20 protein-coding genes and 1 pseudogene are annotated in these 15,771 nt (G+C 71.7%); 5 read left to right on the forward strand and 16 right to left on the reverse strand.

Annotated elements, in window-relative coordinates; translation table 11 throughout:
• Positions 1 to 169: 169 nt before the first annotated feature.
• The 3 genes and pseudogenes from ACZ4W9_RS28820 to ACZ4W9_RS28830 all read right to left on the reverse strand — a co-directional run bounded on the left by ACZ4W9_RS28820 (position 170) and on the right by ACZ4W9_RS28830 (position 6,569).
• Positions 170 to 4,498, reverse strand: coding sequence for an nSTAND1 domain-containing NTPase (locus ACZ4W9_RS28820; RefSeq protein ID WP_467940677.1), 4,329 nt, complete (start codon positions 4,496 to 4,498; stop codon positions 170 to 172).
• Entirely contained in the window at positions 4,485 to 4,943 is a 459-nt protein-coding gene (locus tag ACZ4W9_RS28825) for a CU044_2847 family protein (RefSeq protein WP_467940679.1), read from the reverse strand. Before ACZ4W9_RS28825 ends, ACZ4W9_RS28820 begins: the two co-directional genes overlap by 14 nt.
• A 424-nt stretch (positions 4,944 to 5,367) precedes the next feature.
• Positions 5,368 to 6,569: pseudogene (locus ACZ4W9_RS28830) on the reverse strand (IS3 family transposase).
• A gap of 414 nt (positions 6,570 to 6,983) precedes the next feature.
• Between ACZ4W9_RS28830 and ACZ4W9_RS28835 the strand changes: the two are divergent.
• The 4 genes from ACZ4W9_RS28835 to ACZ4W9_RS28850 all read left to right on the forward strand — a co-directional run bounded on the left by ACZ4W9_RS28835 (position 6,984) and on the right by ACZ4W9_RS28850 (position 8,928).
• Positions 6,984 to 7,478, forward strand: coding sequence for a hypothetical protein (locus ACZ4W9_RS28835; RefSeq protein WP_467940681.1), 495 nt, complete (start codon positions 6,984 to 6,986; stop codon positions 7,476 to 7,478).
• Positions 7,479 to 7,524: 46 nt separating this feature from the next.
• Positions 7,525 to 7,800, forward strand: a complete 276-nt coding sequence (locus ACZ4W9_RS28840) for a hypothetical protein (protein WP_467940683.1) — start codon at positions 7,525 to 7,527, stop codon at positions 7,798 to 7,800.
• A gap of 247 nt (positions 7,801 to 8,047) precedes the next feature.
• Entirely contained in the window at positions 8,048 to 8,314 is a 267-nt protein-coding gene (locus tag ACZ4W9_RS28845; protein WP_467940685.1) for an ATP-dependent DNA ligase, read from the forward strand.
• A 479-nt stretch (positions 8,315 to 8,793) separates the two neighbouring features.
• The gene (locus tag ACZ4W9_RS28850; RefSeq protein WP_467940687.1) at positions 8,794 to 8,928 is read left to right on the forward strand and encodes a hypothetical protein; all 135 of its coding nucleotides are present in this window, start codon (positions 8,794 to 8,796) and stop codon (positions 8,926 to 8,928) included.
• Between the two features lie 3 nt (positions 8,929 to 8,931).
• Here the strand turns inward: ACZ4W9_RS28850 and ACZ4W9_RS28855 are convergent, their stop codons facing one another.
• Together ACZ4W9_RS28855 and ACZ4W9_RS28860 are read right to left on the reverse strand one after the other, a co-directional pair.
• Complete coding sequence (locus ACZ4W9_RS28855; protein WP_467940689.1) at positions 8,932 to 9,210, reverse strand: DUF6207 family protein; 279 nt, start codon at positions 9,208 to 9,210, stop codon at positions 8,932 to 8,934.
• 118 nt (positions 9,211 to 9,328) lie between these two features.
• A complete protein-coding gene (locus tag ACZ4W9_RS28860; protein WP_467940691.1) occupies positions 9,329 to 9,706 on the reverse strand; it encodes a SulP family inorganic anion transporter in 378 nt (125 codons plus the stop codon).
• 407 nt (positions 9,707 to 10,113) lie between these two features.
• Between ACZ4W9_RS28860 and ACZ4W9_RS28865 the strand changes: the two genes are divergently transcribed.
• On the forward strand, positions 10,114 to 10,527 hold the full coding sequence (locus ACZ4W9_RS28865) for a MerR family transcriptional regulator (protein ID WP_467940885.1): 414 nt from the start codon (positions 10,114 to 10,116) through the stop codon (positions 10,525 to 10,527).
• A gap of 261 nt (positions 10,528 to 10,788) precedes the next feature.
• On the opposite strand, the gene ACZ4W9_RS28870 is transcribed toward ACZ4W9_RS28865, so the two are convergent.
• The 11 genes from ACZ4W9_RS28870 to ACZ4W9_RS28920 form a co-directional block, all read right to left on the reverse strand.
• The gene (locus ACZ4W9_RS28870; protein ID WP_467940693.1) at positions 10,789 to 10,971 is read right to left on the reverse strand and encodes a hypothetical protein; all 183 of its coding nucleotides are present in this window, start codon (positions 10,969 to 10,971) and stop codon (positions 10,789 to 10,791) included.
• Complete coding sequence (locus ACZ4W9_RS28875; RefSeq protein ID WP_467940695.1) at positions 10,968 to 11,444, reverse strand: hypothetical protein; 477 nt, start codon at positions 11,442 to 11,444, stop codon at positions 10,968 to 10,970. Before ACZ4W9_RS28875 ends, ACZ4W9_RS28870 begins: the two co-directional genes overlap by 4 nt.
• Positions 11,444 to 11,650, reverse strand: a complete 207-nt coding sequence (locus ACZ4W9_RS28880; protein WP_467940697.1) for a hypothetical protein — start codon at positions 11,648 to 11,650, stop codon at positions 11,444 to 11,446. Before ACZ4W9_RS28880 ends, ACZ4W9_RS28875 begins: the two co-directional genes overlap by 1 nt.
• Positions 11,651 to 11,669: 19 nt before the next feature.
• On the reverse strand, positions 11,670 to 11,954 hold the full coding sequence (locus ACZ4W9_RS28885) for a hypothetical protein (protein ID WP_467940699.1): 285 nt from the start codon (positions 11,952 to 11,954) through the stop codon (positions 11,670 to 11,672).
• Positions 11,951 to 12,391 carry an ASCH domain-containing protein gene (locus ACZ4W9_RS28890; protein WP_467940701.1) on the reverse strand — a complete coding sequence of 147 codons (441 nt, stop codon included), beginning with the start codon at positions 12,389 to 12,391 and terminating at the stop codon, positions 11,951 to 11,953. Before ACZ4W9_RS28890 ends, ACZ4W9_RS28885 begins: the two co-directional genes overlap by 4 nt.
• Complete coding sequence (locus ACZ4W9_RS28895; protein WP_467940703.1) at positions 12,388 to 13,065, reverse strand: GGDEF domain-containing protein; 678 nt, start codon at positions 13,063 to 13,065, stop codon at positions 12,388 to 12,390. The genes ACZ4W9_RS28890 and ACZ4W9_RS28895 overlap by 4 nt, the downstream gene beginning before the upstream one ends.
• Before the next feature lie 89 nt (positions 13,066 to 13,154).
• Positions 13,155 to 13,361: a hypothetical protein gene (locus ACZ4W9_RS28900; RefSeq protein ID WP_467940705.1), complete on the reverse strand. Its 207-nt coding sequence runs from the start codon at positions 13,359 to 13,361 to the stop codon at positions 13,155 to 13,157.
• Positions 13,362 to 13,471: 110 nt separating this feature from the next.
• Positions 13,472 to 13,672: a hypothetical protein gene (locus ACZ4W9_RS28905; protein WP_467940707.1), complete on the reverse strand. Its 201-nt coding sequence runs from the start codon at positions 13,670 to 13,672 to the stop codon at positions 13,472 to 13,474.
• The gene (locus tag ACZ4W9_RS28910) at positions 13,669 to 14,664 is read right to left on the reverse strand and encodes an AAA family ATPase (protein WP_467940709.1); all 996 of its coding nucleotides are present in this window, start codon (positions 14,662 to 14,664) and stop codon (positions 13,669 to 13,671) included. Before ACZ4W9_RS28910 ends, ACZ4W9_RS28905 begins: the two co-directional genes overlap by 4 nt.
• On the reverse strand, positions 14,661 to 14,999 hold the full coding sequence (locus ACZ4W9_RS28915; protein WP_467940711.1) for a hypothetical protein: 339 nt from the start codon (positions 14,997 to 14,999) through the stop codon (positions 14,661 to 14,663). The genes ACZ4W9_RS28910 and ACZ4W9_RS28915 overlap by 4 nt, the downstream gene beginning before the upstream one ends.
• The gene (locus tag ACZ4W9_RS28920; RefSeq protein WP_467940713.1) at positions 14,996 to 15,577 is read right to left on the reverse strand and encodes a hypothetical protein; all 582 of its coding nucleotides are present in this window, start codon (positions 15,575 to 15,577) and stop codon (positions 14,996 to 14,998) included. Before ACZ4W9_RS28920 ends, ACZ4W9_RS28915 begins: the two co-directional genes overlap by 4 nt.
• Positions 15,578 to 15,771: the final 194 nt, after the last annotated feature.

Below are 15,771 nucleotides of genomic sequence, written 5' to 3' on the forward strand. Positions count from 1 at the left end.
GACTGGACAGCACCGGCGAACTCCGCCTCGTCCCCGCCACGTGATCCGCGCCAGCACGACCACCGACCACTGCGCCATTCCCATCACGGCGACGCCGCCGAACACACCTGGACCCGGCTGACCGGCCACGCGCCCGTACTCGCCGCAGTCGACCTCGACGCTTTCTCCGTCACGCCCGGCATGGGCGGTCGGTGCGTGCGCCGGCCGGCAACCGCGCGCGTTCGTCCTTCGTGTACGGGCGGTCGGCCGCCCGGCACAGGTCGCGCCACCAGGCAACGGGGTCGACGTCCAGGCTCTGGAGCTGGCCGCCGGCGGCCAGCCGGACGTGCGTGCCGGAGGCGGTCGTGGCGAACGGGTCCGTGCTCACGCTGGCCGGGCCCTCCCCGAGCGCGCCGCCGTCCGAGACGCGGTGCAGCCGTAGGCCCCGGTCGAGAGTGAAGGAGACGAAGGTGTGGTCGCCGATGAACGCGAGTGGCTTCGTCGTAGTCGGGTAGGGGACGGCGCCACCGGTCCGGCGGCCGGTCGCCGCGTCCCAGAAGCGCAGCTTGCGGTCGCTGTGGCCCACGGCCACGAGACTGCCGTCCGGACTGAACAACACGGTGGGTGTCCGGTCCAGGGACCAGGCAACGCCGGTCGGCGAGGACCAGTTCGCAACGCGCCTGCCCTTCACCAGGTCCCAGATCATCAGTCGGCCGTCGCCGTGCCCGGAGCCGGGGACGATCAGCGCCTGCCCAGGGTGGCCGGGGCGTGCGACGAGCTGACCGTTGGGGGTCAAGGCCGGCCGGGGACTGGACCCGGGCGGTGCCACGCGCACCGGAGCGGACACGACGGCGCCCGTCGTGGGGTCGACGCGGAGTACGTCGTTGGAGGTGAGCAGCACGGCCAGTTCACCGTTGTCCAGCTGGGCCATGGACTCGATGGCGGACTTGCCGGCCGTGCCGCGCAGGTGCCCGGCGAGATCGACGTCGAGACGGCTGGCCAGGTCGTCGGCCGCGTACAGCACGAGCCTGAGACTCCTCGTGTCCCCTACGGCCACCCTGTCGCGTTCGTCCGAACTCACCCACAACGGCGCCCACTCGGGGTGTTCCGGTTCCTCCGGCAGCGCCACACTGCGCGCCGGGGCACCCGGGCTGCTCAGATAGAGCCGACCCTCCTCCAGGGTCGCGAACCTGTCGTGGTGCGGGTCCAGCGCCATGGGCTGGCTCACGGACGCGCTGAACGGCAGCGGCTCGACATCCCTGTTGAGGCGCAGTCGTACGAGGCCGTCACCGACCGCCGCCACCGCCAGGGGACGTCCGGTCGAACCGCGGGACCAGATCGCCGTCGTCACGTTCTCGCTCGACGTGTCGTTGGTGGGGACCACCGCTGTCCAGGTGTCACGGGAGAGAACACCCGCGGCGGACACGACACCGTACTCCGTGCCGTCGCCGCTGGACTCGGCAGAGCGGAAGTACGTGCGGTAGTAACCCGTGGCGTCGGTCCCGGAGAAACGGGTCGGAGCTGCCCCGGCCACGACGCCGCCGTCCACGCGCACAAGCCGCACATCCGCGTCCAGCCGGGCACCGTTCACGGAGAGCACCTTGCCCCGGGCCATGAAGGCATTGGTCGCGTTGACGTCCGTCACCAGCCGTCGTCGCTCCCTCCCGGTCGACAGGGAGAAGACCCCCGCCGACGACAGGTAGCGACCGGACAACGGACTGCGGACCCAATGGAGGGTCACCTGGTCGGTCCCCTCCGCGAATGCGGCGCCGTCCACCACCCGGCCCGCCGTCATCCGCCCCGTTCCCGTGACCGGGGTCGCCGCGGGCACGTTCCAGATGTCGAGCGCACCGCGCTGGTCGATCCCGCCGCTCGCGCGCCGGTTGCCGTAGGAGTGGAGGCGCAGCAGGCGGGAGGAGTCGTCGGAGAAGTCCAGCGAGGAGTCGTACACGTCATCCGACTCCGGTCGTGCCCCGGTGACCAGCCGCGGTTCGGGATCCTTGCCGACCTCCCAGAGCCGGACCGATCCGTCTGCGGACGCGATGGCGTACCAGCGTCCGTCGTCGCTGATCGTGTCCCGTGAGTCCTGTGTGGGGACTCCATGCAGGCGGTGGATCTCCGGGTGATCCGTGCCGGCGCCAACGACGACGGTGACCGTTCTCCGGCCCCGGTCGGGATCGGTGGTCACGGCGAGTACATCCGTCCGCGAGGCGGCCGTGACCCGGTCCACGCTTCCCGGCCACAACCCGGCATGCATCCGCTCCACGTCCCGCATCCGCAGGTACTGCCGGAACAGCTGGGCTCGGGCCTTGTCCGTGCGGGCCGTCGCCCATGCACCCATCGTCATCTGCACGGAGAGCCCGAAGTCGTTCGCCGACCGTTCCTGTGCGAGGTCGGCCAGCTGTTCGGAGGCGCCGGTGCGCAGCTGCCTCGCGATGAGGTCGCGGCTGCGGCCGGCGTCCCAGGCCAGCCAGCCCGCTATGAGCGTGAGAGCGGTGACGGCGGCAGCGAACCCGCGCAGCACGTACGCGCCCCGTCGCGCGTGACGCCGTCCTGCCGTCAGGTAGGCCCGCTCCACGGCGGTGATGTCGCGGTCGCGTTCCGGTTCCCACCGGTCCGCGGCGGTGAGCAGCTTCCCCGGGACGGGCACGAACGGACGGCAGCCTTCCGCGTCCCACGCGGCGGCCTGCTCCGCGACCTGGGACTGCCAGGCACGGAACTCCTCACCCTCGCGCAGACAGGTGCGAAGCCACTCCCATTCCCGCAGCAAAGCCTCATGAGCCATGCGCAGCGACTCACCGAGGGCGTCGCCCGGCGGCGGCAGGGTGAAGGCGAGCAGTTTCTGCCGTGCCATGTACCGTGCCAACAGCCGTTGAGATTTGTCAAGTTCGCCGACCGGCACGGTATCCGGCAGGAACCGGCCTAGTCCGTCCGGGCGTGCCAGACGCTGGAACAGGCGTCGCGCGGTCTGTTCGTCGGCGACGCCTTCCGCGAGGGCCGCGTCGAGAGCGCGTTGCGCATGCCGCGCCAACGCACCGGACAGACCGCCCAGTTCGTGGTAGGTGGTCAGGGTCAGCTGTCCCCCGGAACGTCGCCGCCACAGCTCGGCCATGGTGAACTCCAGCAGCGGCAGGGCGTTGCTCTCGCCGCGTGTGTCCTGGGCGTCCTGGACATCACGAAGCAGCAGTTCCTTCAGCCCGTCCTGGAGGCCTGCCCCGGGGATCGCAGCGAGCCGTGCGGAGATCACCTCGCCCAGTGCCTCGGGAGGGAGCGGGTCCAGCGGTACGACGGCTCGGGCCCGCTCGGCGGCCAGCAGCACGGCGGACAGCACGTCCAGCGTGGCGTGCCGGGCGGACACAACCGCCCGTATCCCCTGGCCGGTCGACGTGCTGACGGTCAGCTCCCGCCACCACGTCACTACCTGCCGGGCGGCGGACGGCGCGGTGGCGGCGTACTCCTCGAACTGGTCCAGGACCAGCACACCCATCCGGTCCCGGAAGGCCCCTCTCAGTTCCTCCCGCAGCGCGGCGAACGCGACCGCGTCCCCGGCCAGTGCCTCCCGTACGACTGCCAGCAGCGCCCCGGCATCTCCCTCGGGTACGGCCGCCCGCCACAGGGCCAGCAGCGCCTCGCCGAGCGTCGCGGCCGGGCCGTCCGCCTCCTGGGGGATGCGTACCACAACGGTGGCTTCAGCCGCCCGTAACCGCGGCAGCAGACCTGCGTGCAGCAGCGACGACTTGCCCGTGCCCGACTGCCCGGTCAGCAGGGTCAGCGGCTGCTCGCCTACCGCCGCGACCAGTGCGTCCGTCTCCACGGCACGCCCCGTGAACAGGTGCGCGTCTTTCTCCTCGAAGCGCAGCAGACCCTTGAACGGGCCGGCGTCGTCGGGGGCGTCCGGCGCCCGGGCGGCCAGTCGCGGGGCGGGGATGAGGTAGGCGGTACCGTCGAGTCCGGCACGGCCGCGCGTGGCGAGCATGCCGACCACATGGCCGGCTTCGACGTCCCAGACCGGACCGCCGCTGAAGCCGGGCTGGATCGCCACGCTGCCGTGTCCCGCGTCCAGTTGGATAAGGCCCGCGCCCTGGCCGCCGCGCAGGACGCCGTGCGCGTTCACACCGGTGTCGGTGCTCTCCGGGAAGCCGTACAGGCGAGCCGCACGGCCGTACAGCGGGGCGTCGAGACCGGCCAGGGGAAGCGGCGCGGTACCGGCGACCGCGCGGTCGAGCCGGAGGACCGCGATGTCATCGGCGGGATGCCAGGCGATGACGGTGGCGGTCACGTGTTCCCGCGTTCCTGCGGGCACCAGTGGGAAGTCGACCGCGAGCGGTTCGACCGGCCGGCTCGGTTCCGTCCCGTCGCCGTGGGCCACCACATGCGCGCACGTGCACACCAGGTCCCGCGCCAGCAGGAATCCGGCGCCCAGCAGCTCCCCCTGGTGGTCGAAGAGCCGGGCGAGCCCCTGCTCGAACTCCGCGCCTGGCGACGGGAGGGGGGAAGCCGGCGTCTCAGCCGCCGTCAACGGCGGGCTCCGCGTCCGGGGCCGACTGGTCATCGGCGCCGTCCCGGCCGGTACCGCCGGGTTCCGCGCCCGGGTCCGGCTCGTCGTCCGCGTCGTCCCGGCCGGCACCGGCGGGTCGTCGCTCCCACTCCAGGGCCACCTTGAAGTGCGCCTCGGTAGCGGCGCGGGCCAGCACGACGCCGGCATCCGCGCTGAGCTTCACCCCGAATTCGAGGCAAACCCTGTCGGGAGCCTGCGGCATGGTCCGCAGCGAGGCCAGAACGTCCTGGACGGCCGGACGGACGCGGTCGACAGCCTGCCGGAGGGTGTCCGCCGCGGCACTCGCGGCGTTCCCGGGCCGTCTGCGCACGGGTTCGTACGCGTCGCTGTCCGGCGGCGCGGGACCGTCGACCTCCACGCGCAGCACCGAACCATCGCTCACCCGGAACTCCGTTGCCTCCGTCATGAGTTCACCCGCCCCCGTTGCTTACTCTCAGTGCGCCTGCGGTGGAGGCACCCAGCCTAATGGGACGGTGCCGGCTCTGTCTCGGGCGGGAACCAGCGATCGACGGTCCCGTCCAGCGGTCGCGTCCGGCGCCAGCCGCCTCCAACCTCGAAGGGAGGGCAGGCGGCGAGCCGGTGCCTGCCGCACGAGCCGGACGGACGACGACCCCGCCGCCTGGCCCGACATCGCCCACGCCGCACGCCGCGGCGGCACGGCGCCGCCCGCACGCACGAAACCAGCCTGATCACCCACCACCCGTCGACCGAGCCGGAAGTCACCGAGACCGCCCGCTTCCTGGCCGCCCGGGGCGTCCCGTCCACTTCGACCAGGAGGGCCTGCACGTGTGCGGCAGCGACGGGCCTTGGCCCCGAATCCTGGACACGGGTTATGCAGCTGGTGTCAGCGTAGTTGATGCTGCTCGGAACGCTGTCTCGTAGGCGATCGGGCTGCGATGTCCGAGGCGGGAGTGACGGCGTCGGGTGTTGTAGCGGTGCAACCAGCGGAACGCGTCGAGGCGGGCTTCGCGCTCGCTGGACCAGTTCCTTCGGCCCTGGAGCGTCTCTCGCTTGAACGGCGCGTTGAACGACTCGGCGAGCGCGTTGTCCGCCAAGCTGCCGATCGCGCTCATGGACTGACGGACGCCAGCCTGGCGGCAGGCGTCAGCGAACGCCCGGCTGGTGTACTGGGCGCCGTGGTCGGTATGCATGACTGCCCCGGCGAGGCTGCCGCGGGTCCGTTGGGCGGCTGCCAGGGCATCGAGGACGAGGTCGGTTCGCATGTGATCCACGACCGCCCAGCCGACGAGGCGGCGCGAGGCGAGGTCGATGACGGTGGCCAGATAGAGGAACTACCCTCCGTGTGGCGGGAGATAGGTGATGTCACCGACGTACTTCGTGTTCGGTTCACTCGCGGTGAAGTCGCGGCCGATCAGGTCCGGAGCCTTCGCCGCGGCCGGGTCCGCCACCGTGGTGCGGTGCCTGCGGCGCAAGCGCAGACCCGCCAGGCCGGCCTGGCGCATCACGCGGGCGACCCGCTTGTGATTGACCCGCTCGCCCTCGTCGCGGAGCTCGGCGGTGATCCTCGGGACACCGTAGGTGCCGTCGGATTCCCGGTGCACGGCCCGTATTCGGACGGCGAGCCGGGCGTCGGCCGCTTGCCGTGCGGCCCGGTCCGCAGCCGTTCGGCGCCAGTAGTAGAAGCTGGAGCGGGCGATGCCGAGGATGATGCACAGCCGCTTCACGCCGTGGCGGCGCTGATGGTCGGCGACGAACTGGAAGCGGTTCACCAGCGCGTCTCCCCGGCGAAATACTTCGACGCCTTCCGCAGGATCTCGCGTTCTTCCTCCAGCTCGCGGACCTTCTTGCGCAGAGCGGCGTTCTCCGCCTCCAGCGGTGTGGGCGGCTCGGCCGGAACCTCCGCCCGGCGTCCCCGGGGCCGACTCGCCCCGGCCGCCCTGACCCAGTTCCGCAACGTCTCCGGGTTGACCCCCAGATCAGCGGCGACCGACCTGATCGTCGCTCCAGGCCGCGACTCGTACAACGCGACCGCGTCCGCCTTGAACTCCGGCGGGTAGCGCTTCATGACCACGGGACACCCGTTCTCCTTGGACTCAAGATCCAAGTGTCTCGAGTGTCCAGGATCCGGGGTCAAGGCCCGGGAAGGCATCACCCATGACCTGGTTCTTGCCCGAGCCGATGCTGACCGTGGCCGTGGACAGCCCCGCCCTGCCCGCCGGGTGGGCCGCCGAGCCGAAGTGGGACGGTTCTCCGGACATCTGAGGCTGTCTCATCAGATGACGACGGCGCTTTCGCGGCAGCCGAGCAGGTGCCGGCCGGTGCGTGGCTCTGACTGATATCCCGTGTCCCCGGCGGGGCCGTTCGCTGTCGGCCTCGGGGGGATGCGTGACTCTCGTGTATGTGCCGGGGTCGAAGGCCGGTCCGTCCGGTCCCGAGCGGGTTGTGCTGGCTTCAGGGGCGGGCCCGTGGAGGGGGAGGGACGGAAATGGCGACAACGGCTGCCGCGCTGGTTCTGCGCGGAAGGCGGCGTACGGCGCTTCGTCTGGAGGGTGAGGTGGTGGTGCTGCGCAGACCGGCCAGGGAGTTTTGGATCCCGATGGAAGCGATAGCGGAGGTGCGGGCGGAGGGACGTTGCGTCGAGATCGAACTGCTGGGTGGGGCGGAGCCGACGGTCTACCGCATCGAGGGTGTCTCCGCGGCGGGCGCTGCCGCCTTCGGACGGACGGTCGGTCATTTGCTGCCGCCGTCCGGCGGTGGCACCGGCTCCGTGGACGGTTTGTCGCTGGTGGATGTGCGTTCACTGCCCGGGCGGAGGTGGCTCTCGGGGTGGAGGCTTGCCACCGTGGTGGTGGGCGGCCTGCTTTATGCCGGGCTGGTGACCGGCCGTGGGCGTGATCGGGGGCGGAAGCCGGGCGCTCATAGTGCTCTGTTGTTCGGGCGGTCTTTACGGGTGCGGTTTATTCCTCTATGGCGGGATTGAGTGGCTCGTGAGGCAATGGCGGGTGAGACGGCGTGGCATCACCGTCATGGCGCAGTTCTCGCACTACACCGACAAGCTGAAGGTGTACACGTACACCACGGTCACCGGCCAGGACTACACGTACTGGTCAACCCGCACCGGCACCGGCACGGACCCGATCGAGGTCACCTACGACCCCGCACACCCCGGCGACGCAGAAGAGGACATCAGCCTCGTGGGCATGCTCTTTGGGGTTCTCATCGTGCTGGCGATGCCGGGCTTCGGGGCAGCAGTGGCCACTTTCTTCGCCGCTCGCGAGATCGCCGTGCTGTGGGGCGGCTGAACAGCAGATGACAGCGCCTGGGCCCGGTCGTGCATGGGCGGATCCCGCGGGTGCCGCCCGGCCCGCGAACGATCGCACACTTCGCCACCGGCACCGCAGTGGCCTGAAGCGAAGAACGACAGACGACGGCGTCGACCTCGAGTCCGGAACATCCTGCCCACGAGAGACAGCAACTGATCGATCTGACCGGCTGACCGGCTGAGCTCAACGACTTCCAGGCGTTCGCCCCAGGCACTCGGCATCGCCCATGTCTCACGAGACACCCTCCAGCCTGGAGAAGGACGGCTTCCGCGCCCAGCTCGCCGTTCACACGGACGGCCGGGTACTGCTGCGCTCAAGGCAGGGAACAGACATGACCGGCTCATTCCCCGAGATCCGGGCTGCGGCCCTCACACAGCTGTCAGCGGACACCGGCCTGGACGGCGAACTGGTCGTGTGGGGGGAGGGCCGACTCGCGTTCGAGCGGCTGCAGCAGCGTCTCGCCCGGCCCGCGGCCCGGGACCGGTGCGGCTGAGGCAGTGCGCCAGTTTCCGGTGCACTACGTCGCCTTCGACCTGGTTCACCAAGGCGACACCGACCTGACCGGCTGTCCGTACGATCGGCGGCGCGCGGCGTTGGAGGAGCGGCAACATCGTCCTCCGTCCCGCCGGACAGGTCTGCAGCGCATCGCGACTGGAGGCCCTCGCCCTGGCCGGGGCCGGGCTGCTGGTGCCGCTGCTCGTGCTTGTGGCGGCGCCGGAATCTCTTCCTCCTCGTGGCGCGGCGGCGGGCGCTGGCCGTGCGGGTGGCGGCGAGCCGTGCCAGGTTCTCCGGTGTGCGCAGCCACGTCGCTGAGTCGGGCGGCCGGCCCTCCCCATCTCCTCGGGCGCTGCGGCCTGCCGGTGGGCGTGGGCGGCAGCGGGCCCGCCGCGCCGGGTTGAGCGCGGCGTCCGGGTCCGGGTGGTCGATGGCGTGCAGCGCGTCTGACGGCTTGCCGCGGTGGTGGTCTTCGGCATGCTGGAGGTGGCCGTCGTCGTCGCCCGGGACAGCTTCGGACGGTGGCGTCATCCCGTCCGGCCGCACCGTGTCCGCTCGGACGTCGACGTGGCGCAGGTGCCGCTGTTCGGCGAGGACTCTGCCTCGCCGTGAGCCCTACGCCACGGTCGGCTCCGTAGGCGGGGCGGCTGCGGCGGGAAGCTCCTGGCGCAGGTCGAGGTAGCAGCGCAGCCGGACGCCCTGCTCCCCGGGTGTCCTGGTGGTCCGGTCGTCTGTCGCCGTCGCCCAGCGTCCGGCGAGCGCCTTCTGGAAGGCGAAAGCGGTGGCGTCGTCTGCGACCGCGACGTCTACGACGACGAGCCCTGGTTCCGTGACGTGTTCGTCCCTGATCGGCTTCATGCCCTGGTCGACGCCCGCGGATAGTACCCGGTTCATCCGGACCTGGGTTGTTCACCCGGTTGAGTGGCACCAACCCCTACGCCGCCGCCTGCAACGCCGCTCCGGCTTACGGCCCTGCCCTTTTGCGCGCAACGTCCGTCCGCTGCGCCCTCCCTCAACATCTTGCTTCCGGCAGTGCCGGGGGGACGCGTCCTGCCGCCGCTTGCCGTCTATGCGTCTTCGGCGGGTTCACGGTAGACGCCGTCGTCGTCCGCATCACGAGACCACTCGCGGAAGTCGGTGTTCCCCAAATCATCGCCCGGCGGCCACCGACGATCGAGATGACTACGGCCATCGTGAACGAGGCGAACAGGCCGATCGCCGGGTCGACGCCCGCGATGATCGAGAAGGAGATCGCCTCGGGAATCAGCGCGAGCGCGACGACCAGGCCCGCGAGGACCTCGGTGCGCCACACCTTCGGGTCGGAGATCCAGTCAGGCTTCAGGCCACGCAGGCGCGCGACCGGGGAGACAGCAGTGGCAGCAGAAGACAAGGCAGACGGAACCTGTCGGGCTCGGGCACGCCCCAACGGCAGGCCGGGACGTGCGGGAGGACGCGGAGAGGCCGGGCCGGCCCCCCGCGGACGGCCCCGTGGAGGACGGAGCCGGAAGTCGAAGAGGGACGGGGCTCGCCTACGCAAGGGCGCGGCGTTACCTCACGTCCGGGGGCGAAGCCTCACGGCGGGCAGGCGGCGGCGCCGGGCGTCATGGGCTCGCGCACGCGTCTCTCCTGCAAGAATTGGATCTTCGCCGGGGCATCATCGCCTCCGACACGGCAACGGCGGGGCAGTCGCGCGCCACCCTCACCACTAGCAACTCTACCCTAACGTTAGAGTAGAGATCGTTAGTGCCCACCCGGGCCGAGAACGCCGCCGACGAGAAGAGCCAGAGGATCACGGGCGTGGACGACAAGCACATGCAGATCGGCGAGGTCGCCGCGCGCACGGAGCTGTCCCTGCGCACCATCAGGCACTACGAGGAGACGGGCCTGGTTGTCCCCTCCGCCCGCTCGCAGGGCGGCTTCCGCCTCTACACCGAGAACGACGTCGCCCGGCTCATGGTCATCCGCCGGATGAAGCCCCTCGGCTTCACCCTGGACCAAATGCGCGACCTGCTGGACGTGACCGATCGGCTCGACGCTGATGAAGCGCTCGGCGCCGAAGAGCGCGAGGCCCTGCTGGACCGCGTCCGCACCTACCAGGAGGCCGCTGCCGAGCAGGTCGAGAAGCTCCGGGTCCAGCTGGCGCGTGCCGAAGACTTCGAAGGCGCCCTCCGCGGGCGCCTGCCGGCGCCCGCCCCGGTCAGCGGCTCCTGACGGTCGCCTACGGAAGGCGCCCGTCCGCTCAGGTCGTTTCGTCGGTGAAGACCGGCATGCCGAGGTCGACCAGCTGGGGCCGGCCGTCGGCCGGGGCCCGGCTCAGACTGTTGAGCTTGGCGGTGGCGGCGCCGAGGCTGACCTGTGGGCACCGAAGGAGTCAATGAACACGTCGGGCATGAGGGCCTCCATCTCGGTGGGTGTGGGTGCGCCGGAGTGCCGCCCAGCCGGAAGAGGCGGGCGGCGCTCCGGTGGCGCGTGCTACTGGGTGGTCTCGGTGATGACGAGGAAGCTGCCGGTGGTCAGGTCCATCACGACCCGGGCGTCCGGTGTGCCCTGGGCGCGCTGGGCGGCGGCGTATTCGTCGGCGGGCCATGAGCCGCGGGGATGGCCGGCGGGGAACCGTTCCAGGACGGTGCGCTGTGCGGGGAGAGTGGTCGTCATCGCGGGCCGCCTTCCTCGTAGGCGTCGATCAGGTCGCTGATCACGTCGGGGCTGGCGGCTTCGCCGACCCACCGGCCGGATGCGGTGAACACCGGGATCTGGTCGTGGTCGGCGTCGAACACGACGACGTAGTTCCCGAACCGCTCCAGCACGAGGTCGTACAGCACGGGGGCCGGGGCGGCCTCCAGGACCTCGAGGCCGACGACGGTGAAGTGGGCCGGGGCGTCGGGGTCGTCGTCGGGCTGCGTGGCGGTGCCGGGGACGCGCAGCAGGTCGCCGGGCTGGATCTCGCGCAGGAGCACGTTGGCGAAGTCCGGATCGGCGGTGGTGCAGGCGTACACGGTGTCGGGCGCGATGGTGTCCGCGTCGGCGGGGGAGTGGATCAAGTCGAACGTCGCGGTGCCCCAGCCAAGGCCGGGGGCCGGGATCGCGTCGACGTAGCCGTCTATGGAGAGGTGCGTCTGGAGGTTCATCAGCTGGCCTCCGCCAGGGTGTTGGTGGGGCGAGGGAAGCGGGGTCGGGTCGGGCGCTTCTGCGTGAGCACCAGGAGCTCGCGGTTGCGCCGCTGTTGCGCGGGGGTGAGCGGCCGGGCCTTCGCACCGTCGCGGTGCCACGGCGGTGAGGCCGGCGGCTCCGGGTAGGCGAGGGCGTGGTCGACGTTGCGGTCGGTGCTGCTCATGGGGTCCTCCACGTGGAGGTCAGGCGTGGTCGCCTTGGTCCTTGGGCTTCGGCGCGAGGTCGGAGGCGAACCGCCCGAGGCGGGCCTCAACGGGGTTGGCGGTGACCCAGTCCTGAGCGCATGCCTTGTGCACGGGCTCGCCGGCGTGGGGGCGCATGGGCGTGGGCCGGCCGCACAACGTGCAGGGGAGGTCCTGCCAGCGGTCGAAGTGCTGGCCGTCACGCCAGAGGAGATGTTCGCCGGGTGCCGGGATCAGTCCCGGCTCGAACGGCGGCTTCTCCTTCGTGCGTCCCGGGCGGGTCACGGCCGGAAGGCGGGCAGCTGCTGGAACACGCGCTCCAGCAGGTCCGGCTTCGGCTTCCAGGGCACGACCTGCCCGCGCGCGGGAACGGGCAGGGGGAGTTCTTGGACGTCGTCGAGCACCAAGTGCCAGGCGCCCGGGTGCACCCACTCCGAGCAGAGCGGCGCACCCTCGGGGTCCTGGTGGCAGTCGGTGATCCGGGCGACGCCCACCACCGCGCCGGTGACCAGCTGGCGGCCGCGGATCGTGCGACCGATCAGCGGGCTCCGCAGGGCGGCCTGGTCGATGGTCTTGCTCGTGTGCAGCAGCACCCAGCCGGTCCGCCACCGACCGGGCCGGTTCTCCACCGTCTTGGCGCCGGCGAGGATGCAGGCCGCGTACGGCTGCCGGATGCTGATGCCGCGGATCCAGTCGCCCTCGGGCAGGGTCGCGGTGCTCATGCGGCCCGCCCCCACACGGCCGTGCCCGGTCTGCCCGCCCGGCGTCCGTTGATGGACGGCACGGTGATGTGCCGCGCCGTCGCGAGGACCGCGCGGCCGGAGTGCTTGCCGTCGTACAGGGCCGCGTCGGCTGCCCTCTGCAGGGCGGTCAGGTCGCGGGTGCCGAGGACGTCTGGGGTCGCGGCGCCGACCGAGGCGGCGACGGCGATGGTGCGTCCGTCGTCCAGGACGACTGGGGTGTGCAGCATCCGGGCCAGCTGCGCGAGGCGCTGCTCGCGGCGGTCGGCGGGCAGCTCCAGGACGGCCGCGAACTCATCGCCTCCGAGGCGGCCGGCGGCAGCGTGCGGGCCTGCCCACGCGGTGATTCGGGCGCCGAACGCGGCGAGCACGGCGTCCCCGCCCGGGTGTCCGGCCGTGTCGTTGATCTGCTTGAAGTGGTCGGCGTCGACCATGACCACGGCCGCGCCGTCGCCGTGCCGGGAGAGGATCCGGCGGGCGCGGGCGGTGTAGGCGTCGCGGCGCAACAGGCCGGTCAGCGGGTCCCTCCGGGTGGCGGCGAGCTGCTTGTGCAGCGTGACCGCGTGGACCGCCCAGCCGGTCAACGGCACGGCGGCGGTCGTCAGTAAGAGGGTGCGCTGGCCGATCCGACCCTGAACGCGCAGGAGGGACGACATACTTGGGTTCTCCGTCTCGTCTCGTACGGGATGGATGGGCCCGGGGCAGCCGTCCAGCCGCCAAGCAGAGCGGCTGTCCCGGGGCAGAGCTACAGCTCGAAGGAGCTGGGGGAGTTGAGCCAGCTGTACGGGCTCCTCCAGGAGCCGGCCTGTGCGGCGTGCCAGTCGAGCTCCCCGCCGGGCCGGTATCCGCAGGCGCCCCAGCCGTCCGGCCGCCCGTGGGAAATCTCGAGCCCGGCCGCCGCCGCGGCAGCGGCCTGGTCGTAGACCTCGTGGGCGATCCGTAGGTGGGTCATGACGTCCATCTCCTTCCGTGCTCGGTGATGAGGGGCCACCGCGACCGCCCCGGCCTCCGTCGAACGGGGCTGGGGCGGCACGGAGCGTCCGTCACGCGTGGAGCGGCGGGTCAGAACTCCAGATGGATCGTGATCGGCCGCCGGGGATCACCGGCGGCCGTGTGGACGGTGCGGCGGTGCGCGGCGAGGCCGGCGGCTCCGCCCTGGATAGGCAGGTGGCAGTCCGGGCAGCCGTGGAACCAGTCGTCGCCGTCGGGGAGGTCGGCCGGGGTGAGCGGGTGCGGGTGCGGCCCGTCGGCGGCGCGGCTCATCCGCGGACCGCGTCCGCGTACTGCGCCTCGAGGTCGGCGCGGCCCTCGGGGTCGTCCTCCTGGTCGTCGGCCTCCTGGTCGATGTCGTCGGTGCCGCCGTGGACGGTGCAGCGCACGTCCGGGTCGTTCATCAGCTCGCCGGTCAGGGCCCGCAGGAGGTCGGTCACGTTGTAGACCGGCGCCCACGCCTGGCCCTCGCATTCGTCGTCGGCCGCGCAGCCCACCAGGGCCTCGAAGCCGACGTCGCCGGCCTCGTCGACGTCGTTGCGCTGGGCGAGGACGATGCGGTCGGCTCCGAGCCGGATCTCCGCGACGCGGTCGCCGCCGGCGAGCTGCGAGCCGTCGCGCCAGCGCCACATCGGCAGGATCTCGGGGCCGAAGCAGCGGCGCACCAGGAGCAGTTCGCCCAGGCCCTCGCCCCCGTCCCAGCCAAGTTCGGCACGGCGGGCGTCGCTGAGCGGCTTGAGCATCGCCTCCAGGCGGTGGAGGTTCTCCGCGACGACGACGTGGTCGAACCCTTCGGCGGGCAGGCCGGGCCAGGCGTCGACCATGGCGGCGTGCTGCGCGAGCACGACCTGCTCGGGCACGCGCCGGTTCGCGGGCCGGTCTGCCTGGCGTTCGACGCACACGGGGGCCGGGGTCGGGATGACCAGCGCGACCGTGGGCACGCCGTGGCGGCGGGCGGTCGCGATCAGGTTGGCCCGCACTGACTGCTCGCAATTCGTCGCGTCGACCACCGTCATCTTCCGGCGGGCGAGGCGCGCCTCCAGGACGGCTTGGAGCGCGAACACGGCGTCGCCGGTCGCCTCCTGGCAGCCCGCGTCGTCACTGACCAGGGCTCGGAACCTGTCGAGCTCCAGGACCTGCGTGGCGGGCCAAGTGCGCGCCCACGTCGACTTGCCCGACCCGGCAGCGCCGATCAGGACCACCAGCGAGTCGTCCGGGATCGTCGTGTCGACGGGCAGCGCGTTGACCAGGCGGAAGGTCTTCATACGGATTCTCCCTGCGGGTCAAGAGCACGGGTGGCGTAGTAGGTCTGCAGGCTGGCGTTCTCGGTGACGAGCGCAGCGGCCTCGTGCAGCGGGCACGACATCTCGCCGTCGCGGTCCGGTTCGATCCGTCCGGCTGTCTGAGCGGCGACGGTGAGCAGCTGCGCGAGGGAACCGAAGACGCCGTCCTGGCGGTGGTCCTCGTGGTGGAGCTCGCGCAGGACCTCCGCGAGCTCCTGTGCTCCGATCTCGCCGGTGAGTTCGTCCTCAATCTGCTGGAGGGCGAGCTTGGCGATCCCGGCCGCCGCTCGTACGCGGTCCAGGCGGGTGCGGGTCACCGGCGGCCGCCGGGGCGGGTGGTGAGCCAGGTGGTGACGGCGGCGGCGCCGATGCCGATGGCGCGGTGCAGGGCCGCGTCCAGCTCCATCCACGCACTGCCCGGGCCGGTGATCTCCTTGGTGACCGCGCCGTCGTCGTCGAGGCGGACCGCCTGGCAGTGCTCGATGTAGCCGGTCTTCTTGGTCTTCTTCGCCAGCCACAGCAGTAAGGCGCCGCGGTCGATCGCGGCGTGCGTCGAGGCGTTGATGGCCGCGCCGGCGAGCAGCGCGGTGGGCGTGACGCGGTAGCCGAAGGCCCGGGTGATGCCGATGGTCGCGGCGAACTGGACGGCGGTGTAGGACGCGACGTGGCAGGCCACCGCGCGCCTGCCGAGGGTGCTGGTGGTCATGGTCGGGCAGGTGGAGTCGGGCGTGGCGGGGGAGCCGTCGGCGTGGACCAGGTCCTTGCCGTAGAGCCGCTTCCGCGAAGCCGTCGTCGACCCCTGGACCCAGTGATCACATGCGGGATGCAGCTCACCGAAGGTGGCCAGCAGGGTGCCGAACAGGGCCAGGCGCTCGGTGGTGAGGTGACGGGGCATGCTGGAGGTCTCCTGATCTCGAAGGGGTGAAGGAGCGGGTGGCCGGCCCTTTGCCGATGCCCGGCCACCCGGCGGTTCCCTGCCCCGGGATCTGTGTGCCGGGGCAGGGACCCGTGATGGAAGGTCGGAACCGATGGCTGACTGTCTCGGCCTGCGGTTTCAATGCCGGTGGCAGGACCGCCGGGCCGGGTGTC

It is taken from the genome of Streptomyces sp. NPDC029296 (assembly GCF_055569255.1).

Coding starts and splice junctions, on each gene's coding strand:
- ACZ4W9_RS28840 (WP_467940683.1), top strand. CDS start 7,525: ATGGCGCAGTTCTCGCACTACACCGACAAGCTGAAGGTGTACACGTAC.
- ACZ4W9_RS28920 (WP_467940713.1), bottom strand. CDS start 15,577: ATGCCCCGTCACCTCACCACCGAGCGCCTGGCCCTGTTCGGCACCCTG.
- ACZ4W9_RS28910 (WP_467940709.1), bottom strand. CDS start 14,664: ATGAAGACCTTCCGCCTGGTCAACGCGCTGCCCGTCGACACGACGATC.
- ACZ4W9_RS28880 (WP_467940697.1), bottom strand. CDS start 11,650: ATGAGCAGCACCGACCGCAACGTCGACCACGCCCTCGCCTACCCGGAG.
- ACZ4W9_RS28870 (WP_467940693.1), bottom strand. CDS start 10,971: ATGACGACCACTCTCCCCGCACAGCGCACCGTCCTGGAACGGTTCCCC.
- ACZ4W9_RS28895 (WP_467940703.1), bottom strand. CDS start 13,065: ATGTCGTCCCTCCTGCGCGTTCAGGGTCGGATCGGCCAGCGCACCCTC.
- ACZ4W9_RS28875 (WP_467940695.1), bottom strand. CDS start 11,444: ATGAACCTCCAGACGCACCTCTCCATAGACGGCTACGTCGACGCGATC.
- ACZ4W9_RS28825 (WP_467940679.1), bottom strand. CDS start 4,943: ATGACGGAGGCAACGGAGTTCCGGGTGAGCGATGGTTCGGTGCTGCGC.
- ACZ4W9_RS28905 (WP_467940707.1), bottom strand. CDS start 13,672: ATGAGCCGCGCCGCCGACGGGCCGCACCCGCACCCGCTCACCCCGGCC.
- ACZ4W9_RS28850 (WP_467940687.1), top strand. CDS start 8,794: ATGCTGGAGGTGGCCGTCGTCGTCGCCCGGGACAGCTTCGGACGGTGG.
- ACZ4W9_RS28845 (WP_467940685.1), top strand. CDS start 8,048: ATGTCTCACGAGACACCCTCCAGCCTGGAGAAGGACGGCTTCCGCGCC.
- ACZ4W9_RS28835 (WP_467940681.1), top strand. CDS start 6,984: ATGGCGACAACGGCTGCCGCGCTGGTTCTGCGCGGAAGGCGGCGTACG.
- ACZ4W9_RS28900 (WP_467940705.1), bottom strand. CDS start 13,361: ATGACCCACCTACGGATCGCCCACGAGGTCTACGACCAGGCCGCTGCC.
- ACZ4W9_RS28890 (WP_467940701.1), bottom strand. CDS start 12,391: ATGAGCACCGCGACCCTGCCCGAGGGCGACTGGATCCGCGGCATCAGC.
- ACZ4W9_RS28855 (WP_467940689.1), bottom strand. CDS start 9,210: ATGAACCGGGTACTATCCGCGGGCGTCGACCAGGGCATGAAGCCGATC.